The organism is Desmonostoc vinosum, assembly GCF_059505385.1.
The window spans coordinates 1-20,348 of the sequence record NZ_JCACKM010000127.1; the positions used below are offsets into that span (position 1 = coordinate 1).

General features: G+C 42.0%; 16 protein-coding genes. 7 read left to right on the plus strand and 9 right to left on the minus strand.

The features are described 5' to 3' along the window. Positions 1-729: 729 nt before the first annotated feature. Both AC5JMF_RS19335 and AC5JMF_RS19340 read right to left on the minus strand, forming a co-directional pair. Positions 730-1,971, minus strand: a complete 1,242-nt coding sequence (locus AC5JMF_RS19335; RefSeq protein ID WP_495797346.1) for a sensor histidine kinase — start codon at positions 1,969-1,971, stop codon at positions 730-732. Between the two features lie 114 nt (positions 1,972-2,085). Beyond that, positions 2,086-2,361 carry a hypothetical protein gene (locus tag AC5JMF_RS19340; RefSeq protein ID WP_495797347.1) on the minus strand — a complete coding sequence of 92 codons (276 nt, stop codon included), beginning with the start codon at positions 2,359-2,361 and terminating at the stop codon, positions 2,086-2,088. A gap of 567 nt (positions 2,362-2,928) precedes the next feature. Between AC5JMF_RS19340 and AC5JMF_RS19345 the strand changes: the two genes are divergently transcribed. The 3 genes from AC5JMF_RS19345 (at position 2,929) to AC5JMF_RS19355 (ending at position 6,363) form a co-directional block, all read left to right on the plus strand. Then, entirely contained in the window at positions 2,929-3,213 is a 285-nt protein-coding gene (locus AC5JMF_RS19345) for an HU family DNA-binding protein (protein WP_015111786.1), read from the plus strand. 26 nt (positions 3,214-3,239) lie between these two features. Continuing rightward, entirely contained in the window at positions 3,240-4,589 is a 1,350-nt protein-coding gene (locus AC5JMF_RS19350) for a pyridoxal phosphate-dependent aminotransferase (RefSeq protein ID WP_495797348.1), read from the plus strand. Between the two features lie 100 nt (positions 4,590-4,689). Further along, positions 4,690-6,363, plus strand: coding sequence for a dihydrolipoyl dehydrogenase family protein (locus tag AC5JMF_RS19355; RefSeq protein WP_495797349.1), 1,674 nt, complete (start codon positions 4,690-4,692; stop codon positions 6,361-6,363). A gap of 250 nt (positions 6,364-6,613) precedes the next feature. Here the strand turns inward: AC5JMF_RS19355 and AC5JMF_RS19360 are convergent, their stop codons facing one another. From AC5JMF_RS19360 to AC5JMF_RS19370, 3 genes are all read right to left on the minus strand, one after another. Further along, positions 6,614-7,183, minus strand: coding sequence for a pentapeptide repeat-containing protein (locus tag AC5JMF_RS19360; protein ID WP_495797350.1), 570 nt, complete (start codon positions 7,181-7,183; stop codon positions 6,614-6,616). A 150-nt stretch (positions 7,184-7,333) separates the two neighbouring features. Next, positions 7,334-8,044 (minus strand): diacylglycerol/polyprenol kinase family protein, encoded by a 711-nt coding sequence (locus AC5JMF_RS19365; RefSeq protein ID WP_495797351.1) that lies wholly within the window; start codon positions 8,042-8,044, stop codon positions 7,334-7,336. A 118-nt stretch (positions 8,045-8,162) separates the two neighbouring features. Further along, positions 8,163-9,923 carry a DUF3685 domain-containing protein gene (locus tag AC5JMF_RS19370; protein ID WP_495797352.1) on the minus strand — a complete coding sequence of 587 codons (1,761 nt, stop codon included), beginning with the start codon at positions 9,921-9,923 and terminating at the stop codon, positions 8,163-8,165. Between the two features lie 343 nt (positions 9,924-10,266). Here AC5JMF_RS19370 and AC5JMF_RS19375 point away from each other — a divergent pair, with 343 nt between their 5' ends. Further along, on the plus strand, positions 10,267-13,335 hold the full coding sequence (locus AC5JMF_RS19375) for a pentapeptide repeat-containing protein (protein ID WP_495797353.1): 3,069 nt from the start codon (positions 10,267-10,269) through the stop codon (positions 13,333-13,335). A gap of 12 nt (positions 13,336-13,347) precedes the next feature. Then, positions 13,348-14,793, plus strand: coding sequence for a protein kinase domain-containing protein (locus tag AC5JMF_RS19380; protein WP_495797354.1), 1,446 nt, complete (start codon positions 13,348-13,350; stop codon positions 14,791-14,793). Positions 14,794-14,866: 73 nt separating this feature from the next. Here the strand turns inward: AC5JMF_RS19380 and AC5JMF_RS19385 are convergent, their stop codons facing one another. After that, positions 14,867-15,163 carry a hypothetical protein gene (locus tag AC5JMF_RS19385; RefSeq protein ID WP_495797355.1) on the minus strand — a complete coding sequence of 99 codons (297 nt, stop codon included), beginning with the start codon at positions 15,161-15,163 and terminating at the stop codon, positions 14,867-14,869. A 103-nt stretch (positions 15,164-15,266) separates the two neighbouring features. Beyond that, positions 15,267-15,707, minus strand: coding sequence for a Fur family transcriptional regulator (locus AC5JMF_RS19390; RefSeq protein ID WP_495797356.1), 441 nt, complete (start codon positions 15,705-15,707; stop codon positions 15,267-15,269). Positions 15,708-16,159: 452 nt separating this feature from the next. On the opposite strand from AC5JMF_RS19390, the gene AC5JMF_RS19395 reads away from it, so the two are divergent. Continuing rightward, on the plus strand, positions 16,160-16,648 hold the full coding sequence (locus tag AC5JMF_RS19395; protein WP_495797357.1) for a CRR6 family NdhI maturation factor: 489 nt from the start codon (positions 16,160-16,162) through the stop codon (positions 16,646-16,648). 43 nt (positions 16,649-16,691) lie between these two features. On the opposite strand, the gene AC5JMF_RS19400 is transcribed toward AC5JMF_RS19395, so the two are convergent. After that, entirely contained in the window at positions 16,692-17,516 is an 825-nt protein-coding gene (locus AC5JMF_RS19400; RefSeq protein WP_495797358.1) for a tetratricopeptide repeat protein, read from the minus strand. A 378-nt stretch (positions 17,517-17,894) separates the two neighbouring features. Here AC5JMF_RS19400 and patR point away from each other — a divergent pair, with 378 nt between their 5' ends. Continuing rightward, a complete protein-coding gene (gene patR, locus AC5JMF_RS19405; RefSeq protein ID WP_495797359.1) occupies positions 17,895-18,923 on the plus strand; it encodes a heterocyst master regulator PatR in 1,029 nt (342 codons plus the stop codon). A gap of 158 nt (positions 18,924-19,081) precedes the next feature. Here the strand turns inward: patR and AC5JMF_RS19410 are convergent, their stop codons facing one another. Beyond that, a complete protein-coding gene (locus AC5JMF_RS19410; protein WP_495797360.1) occupies positions 19,082-20,251 on the minus strand; it encodes a homocysteine biosynthesis protein in 1,170 nt (389 codons plus the stop codon). Positions 20,252-20,348 lie beyond the last annotated feature (97 nt).

Below are 20,348 nucleotides of genomic sequence, written 5' to 3' on the forward strand. Positions count from 1 at the left end.
ACACCGAACTAACCAATCCCAAGGCGATAGTAGATTCAAAAAACAATTGCATTGCAGTACTAGAAGGACGGGGTTTCCACCCACATTTTCTGATGAATATTTATCAACTAAATTACACAAATAAGGTTAGGGCATTTTATATAACTTAAGGGGTATTGACAATGAATCAAATACAACTAACTTTGATTATTGGTTATTCACTAATGACATGTTATTTTTTAGTCAATTGGCTCATGTTTACCTCGCGTCATCCTGCTTCAGATCCAGAAGATAAGTTTTTATCATTTGTCATGCTTTTACTCACAACTATCTTCTGGCCTATAGCAATTCCCATGTCTTTTTTAGAAATGATCAGCAAAAAAAACTTGGAATTCAGTAAAATAATCCCTCTGATTTTTGCGATATTTGCCTTAAGTATTTCATATTATCTGACTTATCTTCATAAACACGGGTTTTGTTATTTTAATTTTTCCTGCCCTTACACATTATGATTCAAACAATTTGGGAATTGAGAATTACGTTTAATGTGAATTAAGTTACGAAAAATTGGTCTTGCTGATGTCATAAATCTTTGCCCTCACCCTAAATCCCTCTCCCAAATTGGGAGAGGGACTTTGAAATTGCTCCTCTTCTCCCACGCTTGGGAGAAGAGGTTGGGAGATGAGGGCTATTGTTGCATTCATCAACGGTATTCGTAATTCACATCAGACGTGAATTGGGATTTGAGTATTAATTGAGTGGTAGTTCAATTTGAAAAGTTGAGCCTTGCCCGACAATACTTTTAACCGTAATTTTACCTTGATGTGCTTGTATAATTTGCTGAGCGATCGCCAGTCCTAATCCAAAGCCGCCTGTTTGGCGAGAACGGACAGTATCTACCCGGTAAAAACGGTCAAATATATGGGGTAAATCAGTGGCGGGAATACCAATACCGTTATCTTCTACCTGAATGAGGGCGTGATGAGATTGGGTAAACAGTCGGATTTGTACCTTACCGGTTGCTGGCGTGTATTTGAAGGCATTACTCAAGAGATTGAGCGCGGCTTGTTTGAGCAAATCAGCGTCAGCTTGTAATATGATGGGGTGCTGGGGCAATTGAGTGCTGAAATTGAGGTTTTGGGTGGGGGCTTGGGCGGCAAACTCCACAGCAAGCAATCGCAAAAGTTCGCTCAAATCTACAGATTTTAAGATAGTTTGTGCCAGCGAACCATCATGGCGCGACAAAAAAAGTAGATTGTTGATCAAAGTACTCATAGACTTAGCTGTTTCCGCGATTTTTTGCAACCGAAATCGTTGCTCAGATGGATCTTCCGGCGGCATGAGGGCAACTTGAGCATTACTCAAAACCGTTGCTACGGGTGTGCGTAGTTCATGAGAGGCATCGGCTGTAAATCGTTGCAATTGCTGATAAGCTCGATGGGTTGGTCGCATTGCCAATTCGCCTAAAAACCAACCCGTAATCCCAATAATGCCAAAAGTCACGGGAACACCCAAAGTTAAAAACAAGCGAGCTTGATTTAAACTGTTGCGTAGAGAGTTCATGGGAGTAGCAGTTTGGAAATAGCCGATTAACACCTGATTTTGTAAGACAGGAAGAGTCAGTTGGCGAACCCAGATAGTTTTAGCAGGTGACTGGGTTGGCACTGTTTGAAATCCAGGTGTTGCGGTCAACTGTTTCGTACCCGATGACCCGATAAACTGTATGAGTTGTTTGTTAGCGTCATACCATCTGGCATACACCAGACCGCCATTCAAAGACATGCCATTTTTTGTGGGAGTTTGTCTTCTTTGATAAAGCGAGTACTGGGTTTTAGTGGCAAGAGTTTTACCTTGTTGAATAAGTTCCTCATCAAAAAAACGTAGTTGTTCTTCCACATTTAGACAGTAACCCACACCTGCAAACGCAAACAAAATTCCACCCATTGATAAGGCGAACCAGTGAGCAAGATTACGGCGACTGCGATCAAACATTTTTGGGGATTGGGGATTAGGGACTGGGGATTGGGGATTGGGGATTGGGGATTAGGGATTGGGGATTGGGGATTGGGGATTGGGGATTGGGGATTGGGGCAGGAGTGTTGATTATTAGACTTCTTGCAAAAATACTTGAACCGTCAGAGACTCAAGTCTCTGCCTAATAGCAAAAGTCCGTTGAAACGGACTAAAAATACTGTTATTAGTCGGTTGAAACCGACTTGAGTTATCAGCCAGAAAATTTATTTTCTGGCGAGTATCCGACTTTTGCAAGAGGTCTATTCTCCGCGTCCCCGTGTCCTCGCGTCTCCGCATCCCCGTGTCTCCGCGTCCCCGCATCCCCGCGTCCCCCTCATCCCCAGGTTGGTGAGCGAAGTCGAACCACATCCCCCCACCCCCCATTCAGGCAATAAAGAGTAAACAAAACCTTTACAAATCTGCTAAATTTTGAAAATGTCACAAATCGTAACTTTATATAGGTTCTAAAAGCTAATTTTCGAGTCCTTGAGAGCGCCTACAACCAACTGTCACCATCATCAAAATTAACTTAGTATAAACGCAAAGTGGCTTGTAGTAAGACTTTGCTCTCAAATCTAACGTTCATAACACTGCTTGATCTTCTTGTTGTTCCTATCTGCTCCACTCCTCTGTTCGCCAAGAAACAAGGGTATTTACTAAGTATTTTTTCCTACTTTTGGGGTGGTTTTTAGTGAAACAAACACCCTAAAAACACAAAAAATCCTGAAATCTATATAAATTAATGGTTTCATCTATCCACATCAGGCTCCAACACCTTAGAATGATTCATTGAAAAGTCGAGCCTACGGGATTTGCAGCCATTTTGAGTAAAAATGCTCCCAAAGGATGACTTTTGTATATCTCCTAACAGAGATTTCAGTAAAGATGCGTTCGAGTGCGTCTTTAAAAATTTCCAAAAAACCTAAGGAGTTTGACATGAATAAAGGTGAATTAGTTGATGCCGTAGCTGAAAAGGCTAGTGTTACCAAAAAACAAGCAGATGCAGTCTTAACTGCGGCCCTAGAGACGATTATTGAAGCCGTTTCTTCTGGTGATAAAGTAACACTAGTAGGATTTGGCTCATTTGAATCACGGGAACGTAAAGCTCGTGAAGGTCGCAACCCAAAAACAAATGAAAAAATGGAAATCCCAGCGACGAAGGTTCCTGCTTTCTCTGCTGGGAAACTGTTTAGAGAAAGGGTAGCACCCCCAAAATCATAAACTCTGTCTCAGGGAATCTTGTTTTAATGCGGCAACCTGCACACGGGGGAAATTTAGCCTGGGCAGCAGCGCTGGCTGGCTGTCTCCCTAATGCTATTCTGGATTTTTCTGCAAGCATCAGCCCGTTGGGGCCGCCAAACAGCGCGATCGCTGCTATCCAGTCCCAAATTGGTAATATTAAGCACTATCCAGACCCAAGTTACAGTGAACTGAGACTAGCTCTCAGTCACTTTCATCAACTGCCGTCTGAGTGGATTCTGCCGGGTAATGGCTCAGCAGAATTACTTACCTTAGCAGGTAGAGAACTAGCAGAATTAGCCGCAACAATATTAATAACTCCAGCTTTTGGTGATTACTACCGAACCCTGACGGCGTACAACGCTAAAGTACTGGAGTTTCCGTTGGATTTGGGAGTTAAGAGTGATCCCCTACAGTCCACCACCCTCCAGAGGCAGCGCTATAGTGAGCCAGCACCGCAGGAGGATCAGCCCTGTGTTGATGATGAACGGGTCTTTGAGCTTGTAGATGCCCAGAGGACGGCTTTACAGGCAAGGGTGGCAAGTAGTGTGTTCCTGACCCAGGCAACTGGCGTGGCGTCCACGTCAGTTGACACATCACAGGGAAAGTCGCCCTCAAAAGGCAGTGCTGTCGGCGAGTCTGCTCAGCTCAGGAGTCAATCACGGTGTCTGGATGATTTGTCCTTTTTCCTAGATGAAGAACAACAGACAAATGAACTGGGACTACTCCTAAATAACCCCCACAACCCAACGGGAAAGCTATTTTCGTGCGAGTCTATTCTGCCCTACCTGGAGCAGTTTGCTTTGGTGGTAGTGGATGAGGCATTTATGGATTTTGTGCCCCCTGATGAGGAACAAAGCCTGATTTCGCTAGTGCAGGAATATACGAATTTGGTGATATTGCGATCGCTAACGAAATTCTACAGTCTCCCAGGACTTAGACTAGGATATGCGATCGCTCACCCTGAGCGTTTGGCTAAGTGGCAGTTATGGCGCGACCCCTGGCCTGTGAACACACTGGCGGCGGCGGCGGCAATTGCAGCACTGCAAGATCAAGAGTTTCAAAAGCAAACCTGGGCATGGCTACCATCGGCGCGTGGCCAACTATTTGAGGGTTTATCAACAATTCCAGGATTGCAACCTTGGCAAAGTGCTGTTAACTTTTTACTAGTGGAGTCACAGCAATCTACTTCGCAGTTACAGCAACAACTACTCCAGCACTACCAGATTTTAATTCGCGATTGCCTCAGCTTTCAAGAACTAGGCGATCGCTTTTTCCGGGTTGCTGTACGTTCTGAGTCTGATAACCAGCGTTTACTAACAGCGCTAGAATCAGTGGTGAGCGCTGAATACTATTAGCGTAGCCTGTACTGAGTTTTTTAGTCATTTGTCATTTGTCATTTGTTGGTTGTAACCACCAAGCACTAGCCACTGACCATTAATCACTGACCATTAACCAATGACTATTGACTATGATGTTGTAATTATTGGCGGCAGTCTAGCTGGACGCTATGCAGCCCTGGCTGCTATCCAACTACGCGCTACAGTTGCTTTGGTAGAACCCGAAATCAATTACGGGTTTATGCCTCACCAAGCCCTGGGCGAAATTGCTAAGTTGGCGCAGCATCTGGGTGATAAGCTAAATTCTGGTATTCATCTTTTGCAGGCCAATACGGCAGAAAAAAGCGAAAAGTTGCAGCTTGAAGGTTTCCCCAAAGAGCAAACTTTTCAAGCTAGTCCCCCACAGGCAAATACCTCACCACGGTATGAAAATACCTCTTCCCCCACTCCCCACTCCCTATACTTCTCCTGTCACAGACGCTACGCGAACGACTTCGCTCAGTACAAGCTCCCTACTCCCCATCTTCCAGACAGCCAAATATCCGTAGCATGGCCAGAAGCGATGCTATATGTTCAAGGGGTCGTTTCTAATTTTGAAGAACAGAATTCTCCAGCCATCCTAGCGGCGCTGGGAGTCGATGTCATCTTTGGTAAAGGCCACTTTGAGTCCTCACCTCAATTAGCTTTTGCTGTCAATGACAACGGACAGCATCAACAGCAAGGTAATACCCGGTTGCTTAGGGGACGTAGTTATTTGCTAGCTAGTGGTTCACTTTCGGCAGTCCCAGAGATTGACGGATTGGAGACTACAGGGTATTGTACTTTAGCTAATATTTGGCGATCGCTAAATCAAGAAAAACCGCCTAAAAACTGGATAATCATCGGTGGGGTTCCTCAAAGCATCGAAGTAGCCCAAACTTTAGTGCGGTTAGGTTTTAACGTCACACTAATTATTAAAAATCGCTATTTACTACCAAATATTGATCCTGATGTAGCCATACTACTTCAAGCACAATTGGAAATCGATGGTGTAAACATTCTCACTGAAACACAAGTAACTCAGGTTAAACGAATAGATAATAAAAAGTGGATTCAAGCAGGAGATAGAGCGCTTGAGACTGATGAGATTTTAGTAGCAACTAGACAACAACCAAATCTAGAATCTTTCAATTTGGCAGAAGTAGGTGTGAAATGGCATCAGCATCGCTTGATAGTAAATAATAAATTACAAACTACAAACCATCGTATTTACGCTTGCGGTGATGTGATTGGTGGTTATGACTTTACCAACATTGCTAATTATGAAGCGAGAATCGCCCTACAAAATGCACTCTTTTTTCCTAGACTTCAAGTTAATTATCAGTCTATTCCTTGGGCAGTATTATCGGGGGCGATGTTGGCACAAGTAGGTTTAACAGAAACGCAAGCAAAACGCCGATTTCATCAAGACGAAATTTTAGTTTTGCAACAGTATTATAAAACAGTAGCAGCAGCTCAGCTCCGGGATGAGACTACGGGGACTTGTAAATTGATTGTGCTACGTAACGGAAAAATTTTAGGAGCTACAGTCTTAGGAGCAGAAGCCAGAGAGTTAATTAATTTGATAGCCTTAGCAATATCTCAAAATATAAAAGTTAAGCATTTAGCAAATTTATCGCCTGTCTATCCCAGTTTCTCAGAAATTCTCGAACAAACAGCAAGAGAGTGGGGTAAGCAAAGGTTAAATAGTAACACCGCCTTGCAGGATTTTCTTGATGGATTCTTCCATTTTCGCCGCAATTGTAATAAATAGTTTAGTAGGGATGAGGGGCTAGGGGCTAAGAATGAAGGGAAGAGTGAGGGAGTGAGAAATAAAGAATAAATACCAATTCCCAATTCCCAATTCCCACTTCCCCTATTTTTAATTATTAGACCTCTTGCATAAATATTTTTTTTGTTTCACGCAGAGGCAAGGCAGCGCGTTGCGGGGGTTCCCCCCGTTGTAGCGACTGCCGCGCCCCAGACGCAGAGAAGAGAACGCAAATAAGACTTTTGCAAGAGGTCTATTGAGCAATGAATCCTTGAGGTCTGATTGCTTCTTCTATATCAGTTCCTCGAAAGTCTGCTCCTGCTATATTAGCATCGATGAGATTTGTTTTTTGTAAGTCTGCTTTCTGTAAATTTGCGCCTTGTAGGTTTGCGGCTTGCAGGTTAGCCTTTTCTAAGTCTGCATCAAACAGATTTGCTCTTTCTAGATTCGCTCCTGCAATGTTTGCCGCGCTTAAATCTGCACCTTGGAGATTTACTGCTTGTAGATTTGTACTCTGTAAATTGGCCTTTTCTAAATCTGCTTTATATAAGTTAGCACCCTCCAAGTTTGCTGCTTGTAAATTTACTGATTGTAAATTTGCTTTACTCAAATCACATCCGACGCACTCATTTGTTTCTAAGAGATGTCTAACATTTGCTGTTACAGAATTAATAGGAGCAGGTGTAAACTGTGTATCCAACAATGGTGGCTGTGTTTGAGCTTTAGCATTAGGTTGATCTAGCAGAGAAAATCCTATTACAAGTAATAGAAATGCTGTAGTTACAAACCAGCGGGCTATTCTTTTTGAATTAAATTTCTTCATTTGACCTGATGGCTTTTCTTTGATGAAGCCATTACTAAATTGCTTTGATTTAACTTTAGGAAAGTTATTTAAGAAAATCAAATATTGTTTTTACTTAAATCGATAAATTAAAGTGATTAAAAAATCTTTTCATTTAGAAATCTAGCTTAATTAATGTACTTGCATCACAACCCATATTACTCCGGCGGCGACAAAAGGCACACTCAGGTTATCTGTACCGTGGGGTGAAACTGCCTCAGCGAGGGTTGCGAAAGTTGCACTTAATACTGCTATCCAGAATGCTTGTTCTGAGGTTAAAGGTACTGCCAGAGGACTCAAGAATGAGTCAGGTAACAACAGCAACACCAAAAACATAGCTGCTGTACTTGCCACAAACATTGCGGCTGAACCTTCCCAGGAACGTACAGAATTACCTACCTGGTATTTATGCTGTCCAAAACGCTTGCCAATTATTGCTGCTAGTGCATCTCCCCAAGTCATCGCCATGACTCCAGCTACAGCAATGGGAGCGTTATCTATTGGGCCCTGTGGTCGCCACAGTAGCGCAAACAACACGGTAACGGCAAGCGCGAAGTAAACTGTACCAGGTGAACTATCATCAGTATCCATTGCACCAATCAGGCGATCGCGGTACAACAAGTAATTAATGACGATAAATGTAGCAAAGGGTATAATTCCGATTTCCCAGTGTTTAAATAGCAGCAAGACACCAAAAACCCACATTCCTGCACCGATATGAATAAATTTACGAGTTATATCGGGCTTCACACCAAACAGCCTACGCAGTATCTCACCAATAACCAGCAAACTAGTGGCGTAAATGTATGAGGCTATGAGTCCTAGAAAATCGTTATTTGTCATTCGTAATTCGTAATTCGTAATTCGTAACTGTTTATCTTTTTCTGCTTATTACTTCCTCATCTTCCCCAGTCCCCAATCCCCAGTCCCCAGTCCCCAATCCCCAATCCCCAGTCCCCAATCACTTAGATCTACGTTTAAAGTTTTTTTCTGGTAATGAAACGCTACCAATACCTTGTAGAATACCACGACCGATTAAACCTAAACCCCGACCGATAACTTGAGTGAGTATGAAAACAATACCGTTACCTAAAAAGGCTACTAGTGATTTTAAACGAGGTGCGATCGCATCTCTAAATTCCAATAACAAAGTTACAAATAGAGGAATACCTGATAGTTGTGCTAATTCTCGATTTCGAGGCGCATAAACTGAAGTTTTCGCAATTCCACGAGGGATAATTACGAATAATTCATAGCGACTTTCAAAAATTGCTTGGGCTTCTTTTATATTGTTATTTAAACGATACTTCCATGACAAATTATTGCGAAATTTTTCAATTTCACGGGTTGAAATTAATTGGCGTCCATAAAAATTTTGCTTAATCACTTCTACATCTGCAAAAGAATTTAGTAATGGCTGGGCTACACCGTTTGCTATTTGAATCAACAAATTCTCTAAAATCATTAATGCTTGTGATTTAGCTTCAGGACTAAAAGCTGGATAAGACGAGTTATCAATGTTGATTTCTGTATAGAATAGTAGATAAGAAATTAACTCAACAACTAGCGGAACTTTATTGAGAATTTCTGTTTGGACAATCTCTACATTTTGCAGCAAAAAATTGACAATTTCTATACTTTGATCGCCAACTTTGACTCGATAAAACTTACCATAAAAATCTGTAACTGCGGCTCGCCATAAATCACGTAACAAGGTCGTTTTTAAATCATGTAGTTGATTAATCTCAACTTGAGAAACGCGCATCTCATCCAGTTGTTGAGCTAGCTTTTGTAGAACTAGATAAAGTAATTCTCTTTTTTTATCTTCCCGAAAAATATCTATTTCTAAAGGGGTGTCTGTAACATTTTGTAAAGCAAACTGGAGTTTAGTAACGCAAGATGAGAATAAAGCAGATTGTAGCGCCTTGGGATGATGTAGAGGTGGTAGAGTTTGCGTTTGTTGCGAGTTTAATGGGGCAATACTATTACTTAGATCAGGAATAGGAGGGGGTACAACTTGGATAAATTGCCTTTGTTCTTCCTGTCTTTCTTGTGGCAAAACTAACAACCTATTGACTAACCAACGCGCTGCTAGCAATTCTCGCCGCTGACCGGCTAAAATAGCCCGGTCTAGTATTGGTAATCCAGGTACACGCAACTGTGCTGTTACTGCCTCTAAAGTGGCGTCAATGTAACCAATTCCCGACAAACGTAGGTTATTTCGCACCCTGGTTAATGGTAGAGGGGAGTGCTGAGTGGCGAGTGATAAGATATTTTCGCTGCTTTCTTCCCTGGTGCGGAACCAATGAGAACCACCATCGGCAATTTCTTGGATAGCGGTGACTAATTCAGCAATGGGTGTACCTTTGAGACAGTAGCCATTCACACCAACAGCCTTAGCTGCCACAAGTAGTCCTTGGTCTTGAACAGAACTCAAAAGTAAGATTGGTAAGTTAGGGTATAAATTTCGTAGTTGCTGACAAAATGCCAATCCTAGCTGCTGATGGAGGCTAGAGCGACCATTACCTAATTCTAAAATTACTAGACTGACTTCGTTGGGGTCTTGGTTGGCAATTTCTGCTAAAATCTGCAAGGCAGCAGTATCAGTTTCTACCTCGGCTATCACTTGCAAGTTAGGAATTGTTTCTAAAGTTATCCGAAGTCCTATGCGGAAAATAGGATCTTGATCGATTAATAATAATTTCAGAGGGCGATCGCTCATAGTCTACTCAAATGCACAAACACTGTTTTTCTTAGCCAAAAAGCAGTTGTGATACCATCAAGATTTATGCAAGTGTCAAAGCTGTCTAGGGTTTAGAGTAACTTACATCTTGACTTTTGATCCTGATGCTTGACTTTTATCACATCAGGCATATGTGCCAGTTGCGTCATTCCTTACTAAGCTTAGTCCTCCTCATTGTTACCTGTTTTCGCTAACTAAATAAAAGGAAACAGGGAACAGGCAACGGGCAACAAGACAAATGAACCGCTGTTCCCTGTTCCCGCCCCAAAGGGGCTTTATAAATTATCATCACTGCTACAGGCAGCCTTGAACGTGTAACTAAATGAACTTCAGTATCCGGCATTGGTTGGCAGAACGCTATATTGAAATCAATCAAATCAAAGGATTTTCAGCCGGACAATTGGCAGGTATTGCCTACCGTATTGTTCAGGATATGGAAGTCAAAAGTCTTGTACCTTTTGATATCTGTACGTTAGTAGAAGTTTTAGAAATGCCGTTAAGTATTGTTTTGACAGAAATTGATGTCATGACTCAATTAACGGGAAACCTATTACGTAGCTTCAGCCAAAAGAAACCTCTAAAACGTAATGAAGGTACATGGCTAGCGTTTCAAATTGCTTATCTAAAAGCTTTACAAGAAGTTTTAGCCCAAGAAGAAAGCTTGCAAAAACCTTGGTTAGACTTAGCAAAGATACCCAACCAATCACGAGTACTTCAAGAACAGATAGGCAAGTTTACCCTGCAAGATAGTCAACTGCAAGGGTTATTAAAAACTCTTAGCCCAGGTAAATTAACTGACACTCAAGCCGAACAAGCTTTGTCTTTGGTGGCAGACTCGCTACTAGTGCAACAGCTTAACAACGCTGCTGTGGCTTGGCTAGTCGCCAATGGTACAGAAGAACCTGAAGCTAAATTGCTCATACAGCGTTTATCACACTCACTTCCAGGTAACATCCTCCTAGTTGTGACTGAAAATGCCGCTGCTTTAGCCCAATTACAAAAATTTGTGCGGTTGGGCGTCTCGTTTTCTTCTAGTGTCACAACTTCCGAAACTGGATTATCAGCAACACCTTCTGGTTCTACTGTAGGTGAGAAAATCGACCTGTATCGAGAATATTACCGAGCCAGTTTAATCCAAAACCTTAGTATGCCTTTGTTCATGGAATCCTTTGCCCTTAAGGATATCTATGTACCACTCACAGGTTTACCAAAAGAAGAAAGTAGTCTGGAACAAGAGAGAAAAATCGCCAAGTCGGTTGATTTGCGGGAATGGGTACAACAGCAGCTAGCCGATTTAGAAACTATTGCTGTCATTGAATCAGAACCGGGTTATGGAAAAACTAGTTTTTGCCAAATTTGGGCAGCACAAGTAGCGCAAGAACTCTACCCTACTTGGATGCCAATATTGATTAGGCTACGAGATATTACATACGGTAAAACTCTAGCCCAAACTCTGAATTCTGCTTTTCCTTTGAATTCGCATACCAACCTGGCAACTTGGCTAGAACAAGATCATCCTCGATGTCTGTTATTACTGGATGGTTTGGATGAACTGCCCCCCTCTCGTCATGGTACAAGAGAAAAGATAATTTTTATACAGCAGTTGCTGCATTTTCAGTCTCAACGTCGGCACAAGATTGTGTTAACGAGTCGGTTAATGACGTTACAAGAAATTATCCCAGAATTGCCGTTGCTATTACGACGAATCACTATCCAACCTTTGGAGGTAGGTGAATTTAAGCAATGGTTTCAGCAGTGGGCAACAGTCCAATCATTGCCTATCGCCCAAAGCTTTTTTACATTCTTAAAACAGGCAGGATTATTTAATCACAAATCTAATTTACCAGAGCTTTCAGTCCTGATTCGCCAGCCTTTGATGCTGTATTTGTTGGGCATTTTACACCGCGATGGACTATTAGATAATGAAATATTGCTGTTTGCTAACACTCAACAAACTAACAGTACTCCTCTTGTGTGGGAGATTTACGATCGCTTGAATCGTTGGTTAGTGGGTTATCCCTCAACTAGCGGCATCAAAACAACGCTCTTACGCTCAGGCTCCGCTCATATCCACCGTACACCAGAAGCGATCGCTAATTTACTCGCTGGTCGCCATCCTCAAGATTTACTTGAACAGATGCAAGCGATCGCTCTCAAAATCTTACACTCACAACGCCATCAACTCAACCAACCTACAGAATCAAACGTAGACTCATTACCTACTTTCTACTTCAAAAATCCTCACAAACAAAAAACATTACCCCACTCCCCATTCCCCACTGAATTCTCTCACCCCAAACTAGGGAAATATTTCTGTGCCAAAGCTGTTGCTATGCAATTGCAACTATTAACTCAAAGCCAAGAAGACGCTTACGGTACGTTCAAATTCATCCTCGACTCTCCCAGCAGCGTAGCTCAGCATCTCTACAATTTACTTGGTTACGGTATTCTTAGCCCAGAAATTGAAGAACTTGTGCTTGAGGGGTTGCGACGGGAACAAAAGCACAAGTTTTCGTTTGAAGTTTTATTTCAACGTCTGTTGTTTTTCTGGCGTGCTTACTGTCAAAGTCGTTGGTTAGATGAAGGCGTCGCCCACAAAGCTTTAACTTATTTTCAATCTCTACAAAATCCCGTTAATATCGAGCAGGTAAATGCTGCGGTGGGGATGAACGTGTTTCTGTTGCTTTGTGCCTGCCATCGAGAAGTCAAAGTCCCTTTTTGGCCTTGTGGCAACCCAGCCAGTTTAACAGAATTCCATCCAGAAGCATTGAGTGCGTTGATTGGTAGAACAACAGTTTTGCACAAGAATGCTTTTGCGATGCGAATGCGTTCAAAATCCCTCGCTGGAATCAACCTCTGTGGAGTTTCTTTGTTACAAGTAGGGTTAAATCGGGTAAATCTTGAGCAGGCAAACTTATCCAATGCGGAGTTGATGGGTGCAAATCTAGCCGGTGCAAATCTCCAACAGGCAAACCTTGCAGGCGCAAACCTGCACCAGGCAAATCTCACAGGCGCAAACTTACAACAGGCAAATCTCACAGGCGCAAACCTACACCAAGCAAACTTGATGGGAGTAAACCTCAACTTGGCCAATCTCACCAATGCTTGCCTATTTGAAGCTATTCTCGCAGAAGTTGACCAAGAATTTGCGATCGCCAATGGAGCTTTGTTTTCTCTAGAACAATTTCAAAATCTTCAGCATCTGCCACCGCCTCTGTCGAATATGTTCAAAACGATGCAAAAAACCGATGTTAACTGGAAGGGAACTTCTGAGATGAGATTAATTGAAAGCGCTGAAGGAGTACCAGTTTTGCCGCTAGATTTAGATGATGGTGCTGACGATGAGACAGTTTTTGGCAATCACTCTACTGATAATATAAATAGATATTAGACTAATGAAAGAATGAGCTACTGCATTAATCCTAGTTGCCCAAAGCCACAAAATAGCGGCAATTTTATCTTTTGCCAAACTTGTGGTTCGGAAATGCTTCTACAGGGATGCTATAGAGTTACACATTTACTAAGTAATCCCAATAAGCCAAGTGGTTTTGGAACTATTTACGAAGTAGAAGACGCTAGTACTAAGAAAATATTAAAAATTTTACATAATACCCATCCAAAAGCTGTAGAACTGTTTCAACAAGAAGCAGAAGTTTTAAGTCGTTTGCAGCATCCAGGCATTCCCACCATTGAAAATGATGGATACTTTACTTATTTTCCTAGAAATAGTCAAAACCCTCTCCATTGTCTAGTTATGGAAAAAATTGAGGGGTTGAATTTAGAAGAATATCTCATAGAACTGAGATTTCAACCTATCCCGGAACGTACAGCAAGACGATGGTTGAAACAACTAATAGAAATATTACAAGCAATACATCAACAGCAATACTTTCATCGGGATATAAAACCACCCAATATTATGCTCAAACCCGATGGACAATTAGCATTAATTGATTTTGGAACAGCACGGGAAGTTACGCAAACATTCATGCAAAAATTGCAAGGACAGCAAGTAACTGGTATTATTTCCCCAGGTTACACCCCAACTGAACAAATTCACGGTAAAGCAGTACCCCAATCAGATTTTTTTGCTTTGGGACGTACTTTTGTTTATTTATTAACAGGGAAGCAACCAAGTGATTTTTCTGAAGATGCACGTACAGGAGAATTAATTTGGCGAGGTAGTGCTAATATTTCACCAAAATTTGCAGATTTGATTAATTACTTGATGGCTCCTTTTCCGGGTAATAGACCTCAAAATACTCAAGAGATTTTACAAAAAATAGTAGAATTAAATCCAAATTTGCAGACACCAGAGTATGTTTTGAAAAACTCATCGTCTACTAATACACAAGTAAACCAGGTAGGAATCAATCGGGATACATGGACAATAATTAGTTCAACTAATCAGATACTTTGGAAGCGTATTTTAGCTTACTTAATTGACTTATTCTTGGTAGGTGTTTGGATAGGTATTTGCTTTGGTGTGGCAACGTTATTTTATACAATTAGATATGATTTTTACTACTTGACATCTGGTTATTATGCTATATTAATGCTTTTGTTTTTTATAATGATTATTGGAGTTTGGCTCTACTTTGCTTTATCTGAATCATCATCTCAGCAAGCTACTATAGGGAAAAAGAAAGTTAAAATTATTGTGACTAATTTGCAAGGAAATCGAATTACTTTTTGGCAAGCAACTTGGAGACTTTTATTGAAAGTACTTTTTACTTTTTTATCTATTATCTATGTAATCGGCTTAATTGATTTTATATTTGCATTATCCCGTCAAGATAAGCGTTCTTTACATGATATACTTTCTCGTACTATGGTTGTAAATAAGTGATACAGACATTTAAGCATCAACTTGTAACCAATTCTCTAAACTTAATCCTTCTACTCTCTGCAAATCAGAATCATTAGAAACTTCCTTTCACTGCCTCATCAAAAATTTTGATTTGTTCTGGAGTCAAATCGTTGAGCGTTCCTGAGACTGCTTCTAAAACTAAAAGTTTGTCAATTCTACGTGTTAATTCATCATCAGAAATGGCTCTAAATTCTTCAGGTAGAAACTTCCCAAAAAGATTAACCAAGTGTTTAATCCTTTCTTGTTTGTTTAATCTCACTGTGTACAAGCTACTACCTTTAAATAAATTCTTCACAATTGGTGAGAGGCGGTTTGTAAGTTCTTGAGTATAGTTAGAAACTTCTTGCATAAACTTATCCTTAGTTTACTGTTGTGCAAGCTTCCCTATCCGCTTTCGCATCTCGGTTTCCAATTCTTCTGGAGTAGTTACTGCCACACGTCCCGCCATTACTTTATTGCGGGTTGCGATAGCCGTAAAAATTAATACTGTATTCAGTAATCCGCACTCCTGTTTGTTCTTCAACTCGGCGGATAAAGTCTTCTGGTAGTTCTATATGAATATCAAGAATTTGGTTGGTATCTAAACAGTTAACGTGACTGTGTGAATCGCTGATATTGCCATATAAACGTCCGTCACAACGTTCAATACACTCAATGATGCCTTGAGTAGACAAAGCTTCTAAATTTTGATATACAGAAGTATGACCGATTTCTTTACCTTCCTGATTCAGGCGATCATAAATTTCCCTAGCAGAAAGGTGTTCATTGGCTTGCCAAAGTAGTTCTAGAATAAAGCGGCGCTGACGGCTGACACGCATACCTAACACTTGACACCGCTCAAGAGCATCTTCTAGAGAACGAATTGGTTTTGTGGAAGTTGCTTGTTTTTGCATATGACAATTTGTTAACCGTTGGGATAATTTTCCCTGATCAAAGTTTGCTAGCTATCTTGTATATGCAAGGCTATTACACACGGCTGCTTTACCTACAATTTGGTTCTTGCTTTTGATGCTGCGAAATTACAGGTCACGGTAATGATTTTTTTGCTGCTTGCAGACTGCCTTCTTACACCCTAATCTAAAACAAACTCATTACAACTTTAACTTAAAATTAATCTAAATGTCCACTTTGAGGCGGGTGCTAGGTCTTTTTCTCGTTTCCAAACTGGAAATCACAAAATTTGTTATTGATCTGGGATTAATTAGTTTCAACAAACTGTAATAAATCACACAACAGAGAATGAGTATACCTCTTTCCCGACTCCTCATTTTCAAAAGTAGATATAGCGTTAATGCCAGAAAGCTGCTACTGTAAACAATCGATCATACAGTTGAGCATAAAGAAAGTGACTGCTGAGTCAACAACAATTGCGATCGCACTCAATAATGACTCCATTAACAATCTGGATCTGTCGCCTGCATCAACGGTGATTGAACAACTGCTGCAAGAAGGTACACTTACATCCCATGAACAGCAGTTGCGCTTTAAGATCAATTACGATTTGGAACCTAGCGATCCTCGTGAGCTTTCAGAAATTCCAGAAGTGCGATTATGGTTTGTTCGTCTAGATGCCAAATATCCCTGGTTGCCATTTTTACTAGATTGGAAAGTTGGTGAATTTGCTCGTTACACCGCCATGCTTGTACCACATCAGTTTAGTTCCCAAGATGGCATTCAGTATAATCCTGAAGCCTTAGAAATATTTTTGATGCATAAAATATTTATCTTGGGTGATTGGTTAAAACAGCAAGATATCCCCAGCTTATCGCGCCTGAAATCCATGGCACAAATGCTGGGTTATGAATTAGAAGATGCTTTCTTTGAGATGTTTTAACTCATTTCAAAGAGAACAGGGAACAGTGCGAAAATCCCAGCAATTACTTAGGAGTAATTTCCGGTGAAGGTGCGGGGGATGCAGCTGCTACTTTACTGATTCCATCTTTGTACTGAGCGGGTGCTAGAGCTAAGGCTGTATCAAATAATGGTTTAGCTTCAGTAACTTTGCCTTGGTTTTTCAAAAGCATCGCCTTTGCTAAAACCGGGCGAAAGTCCTTGGGGTCTTTATTAATTGCTTGGTCGTATGCAGAGAAAGCTTGAGTATAGCGTTTCTGGAAAGCATAAACATTACCCAACAGCGTTTGTACAGCAACTGTATCCACGCTGCCCGGCTGAATTTTATTTACTTGGGGAGCTTTGGCAAGAGTATCTTGTAACAAGCCAATGGCTGCCTCTGGACGTTGCTGGCTTTCTAAAAGAGCTACCATTCCTCGCAAAGCGTTTAAATCACCCGGTTTAGTTGCCAAAATCGAGCGATAAGCTTGAGCTGCTCCTTCCTTATCACCAATTTGCTGTTTTGCTTGTGCTAGTAACACAGAATACTCGGACTCTTCAGGATTCAGCTTCGCTAGCTTTTCTAACGGTTCAATTACTGCTTGAAAATCAGCTGGTTTGATATCCTCTTTTCTTTTTTGACTCAGTAAAGTCAACCGTGCTTTTAATAGACCTTTGAGTGCGGTTTGATTTTCTGGTTCCCTTTGCAAAACTATTTCTAAACCTCGAACTTCGTCTTCCAGTTTCGAGTTTTGCTGTGGTGCCGACTGATTGGGTGAACCAAATAAGGGAATTACTGAAACCCCGACAAAAGCGAGAACTGCCAGAGCCAACACGACCTTAACTATCCAGCGATTGCGTGGTTGAGACACAACTTTGTCCTTATCTTAAACTCTAACGAGATTAACATTTACACAAATCGAAAGTTAAAAATTTCCAAAACTTTGCGGAATACCGTCGTTCGCCTGTGAATTTTATAACAAATACCTATTTACACTGCTAAAGTAAGTGATGACTTTAGGAGGAGCCACAAGAATTGTAGCTATGATATGCTTCCGAAACTAGAGTAAAGGCGCTTGATTACACATTTAGTGTACAATGATCTATTTTGCGTCTTTTGATTTCTTACAGAGCGCTCTAGTATGGTTTTGTTGAAAGAAAATATACTTTCAGCAGCCGCACAAACGCTCTTTTCAGCTGCCTTAGTAAAATCCCACAATTGGGATGTGTCTCCGCCGCAAGGAGTTTTTATGAATTCCGACCTGATGCCGTTGCCTGAATCCTCCAACTCTTCCGATTCTCCAGCCTCTAACCAGGCTCAAACCACTATAGAAACGCCTACTAATGTTCATCACATAGCCCCACCAATTCCATCTCCTAAGCCACAGAATTCGCCCGTTGATGCTGGCGAAACTGCTGCAAGTGATAACTTAGCCAATCGACTGCAACCGATTCCACCTCCTAGTGAACCGATGCAATATCGAGCGATTGGCTTAGTCCGTGGTCGTTACCTCGCAAGCAGCGAACAATTTACTCAAGGAATGCTGCTAACAGCAGATGGCGTAGAACTAAATGCCGTCCTTCTAGGTCGGATTATGAGCTTAGTCAAAAATCACTTAGATCTAGAAAAAGAACATCTGTGGGTGGTTTATCCACGCACAAGGCAAGAAAACGATACCTTGCATCTGCAAATCGTCGGAGTTTGGGAGCCAGAAAATTTAGCTAAGCAACCAATAGACGAAGACGAGCAAGAGCAAGAATCAGAAAATTTAGAAATATCTGATGAGAGCTTATCTGAGAGTTCGCCAGAAAATATAACTACCCTAACGCCTTCATCAGAAATTAACGATGGTGGTTTTTCAGTTCGTGGTGAGGTAGTCTATCAGTCTTTTGACGCTAAGAGTTTAGTGGTCAAAATCAAGCAGGCTGCACGTAAACCAACTGATAAACCCAAATACTTTAAATTAAAACTGAGGGGCGTGCTTGGCACCAAAGCTGTAGGTAAGTTTTGGGACTTTCAAGTGAAGCGAGAAGCTGACGCCTTGGTGGTAGAGAATGCTCAAGCGATCGCGGATTTGCCCAAAAAACGCAGACCACCGCAAAGAGGTGGCGCTGGTGGTGGCGGCCCCCGTGGCAGAAAGCCATTCCCTCCCAGACGCAATGGAGAAACACCACGCCCCATCAAAAAAACAGCTGGCGACCCTTCGGTAGTATCAAAACCTGTACCTAAAATACCGACTCCCAAGCCCGTTAAGCGACCGAAACCACCGCAGGAGTAGCACTTCGACTGCGCTCAGTGACCGGGAGTAGGGAGTAGGGAGTGGGGAGTGGGGGAGAAATAAGCAATTCCCGTGGGCTGAGCGAAGTCGAAGCCCCCAATCCCCAATCCCCAATCCCCAGTCCCCAATCCCCAGTCCCCAATCCCCAATCCCCATTCTCAAAAATCCGTCCAGCGGTCTTGGGGTAGAAAAGACCGCTGCATCGGGATTGCAGAAACTGGTTCTGTGAGGGTAAATTTACCTGCTTCAATCCACTGTTTTAACTCTAGGGCGACTTGCCTGGAGAAAAACAAACTGGCTAAAGGAGCAACGCGTACTGCTTTGCCCTCAATGGTGATGCGCCCAGATTTGAGTTGGGCGTAACTCACCAAACCAAAGGTAGGACGAACGCGACGAGGAATCGAAAAATCTACAATTGGGGCTACCAGTTCTTTGTCTTGCACCCCACAGTGTTCAACTACTTGTTCATTCAGTACAGGAATTGGTACACCAACGCCCAACATCAATGAAGGGCCGTAACTTTTGAAATAACAACCCCGCACCCAATGAGCATCCATTTGTTTCGCATCACCAATTAAAGCTAAAGTTGCAGCCGGGCCTATAGGTGTGCGATTGGGTAAGCGCTTTTGTAAAGGAAAATGCTGTGTACCTTCCCAAGCCACATAGCCAATACCACCACCTAAAAAAATTCGCGTACCAATACCAATAAGTTGCAAATCAGGATCATTGAGTAGGGGAGAAATCGCACCTGGATTTGAGTAAACGGCATTTCCTAGACGCGGTTGTAATGGGCCAAGATAAGTAAAAAGCGGGCGATCGCCTCCATTCACACCTACAATAAAATTTTGATAAAGATTGCGCGGATTAAATAAATAAAACTGATTAATTGTGTCACTAGTGATTGTGGTTTCAAATGTCGCCCTGGGGTAACAATCTGTAACTTGTCCTTGCGCCCTGACATGGACAGATTTACCCGCGATCAAATCTTCTATAACATGCCCACCGCCGCGTTCCCTAGCTTCCTCTCCATCCATAGCTTCCACGGCACAACTCGCACCCAAATATAAATCTACAGCCCCAAAACCCGAATACGCTGGCACACCATCCAACCAGCAACGGCGAATTTTGATTGGGGGGTCTGTGTGCCCAAGATTAATAATTGCACCACTCGATTCCATCGGCTCAAAAGTGCCAGTGGTAATAATATCAACTTCCTTAGCAGCCTTGCTAACACCAACTTCCGTAACTCGTGCTTTCAATTCCTCAGCCGTCAAAACTACCGCACGTTGACGGCTAATTTTCTCATTGATTTCTGCAATTGTTCGCATTGGGGACTGGGGACTGGGGATTGGGGACTGGGGATTGGGGACTGGGGATTGGGGACTGGGGATTGGGGATTGGGGACTGGGGATTGGGGATTGGGGA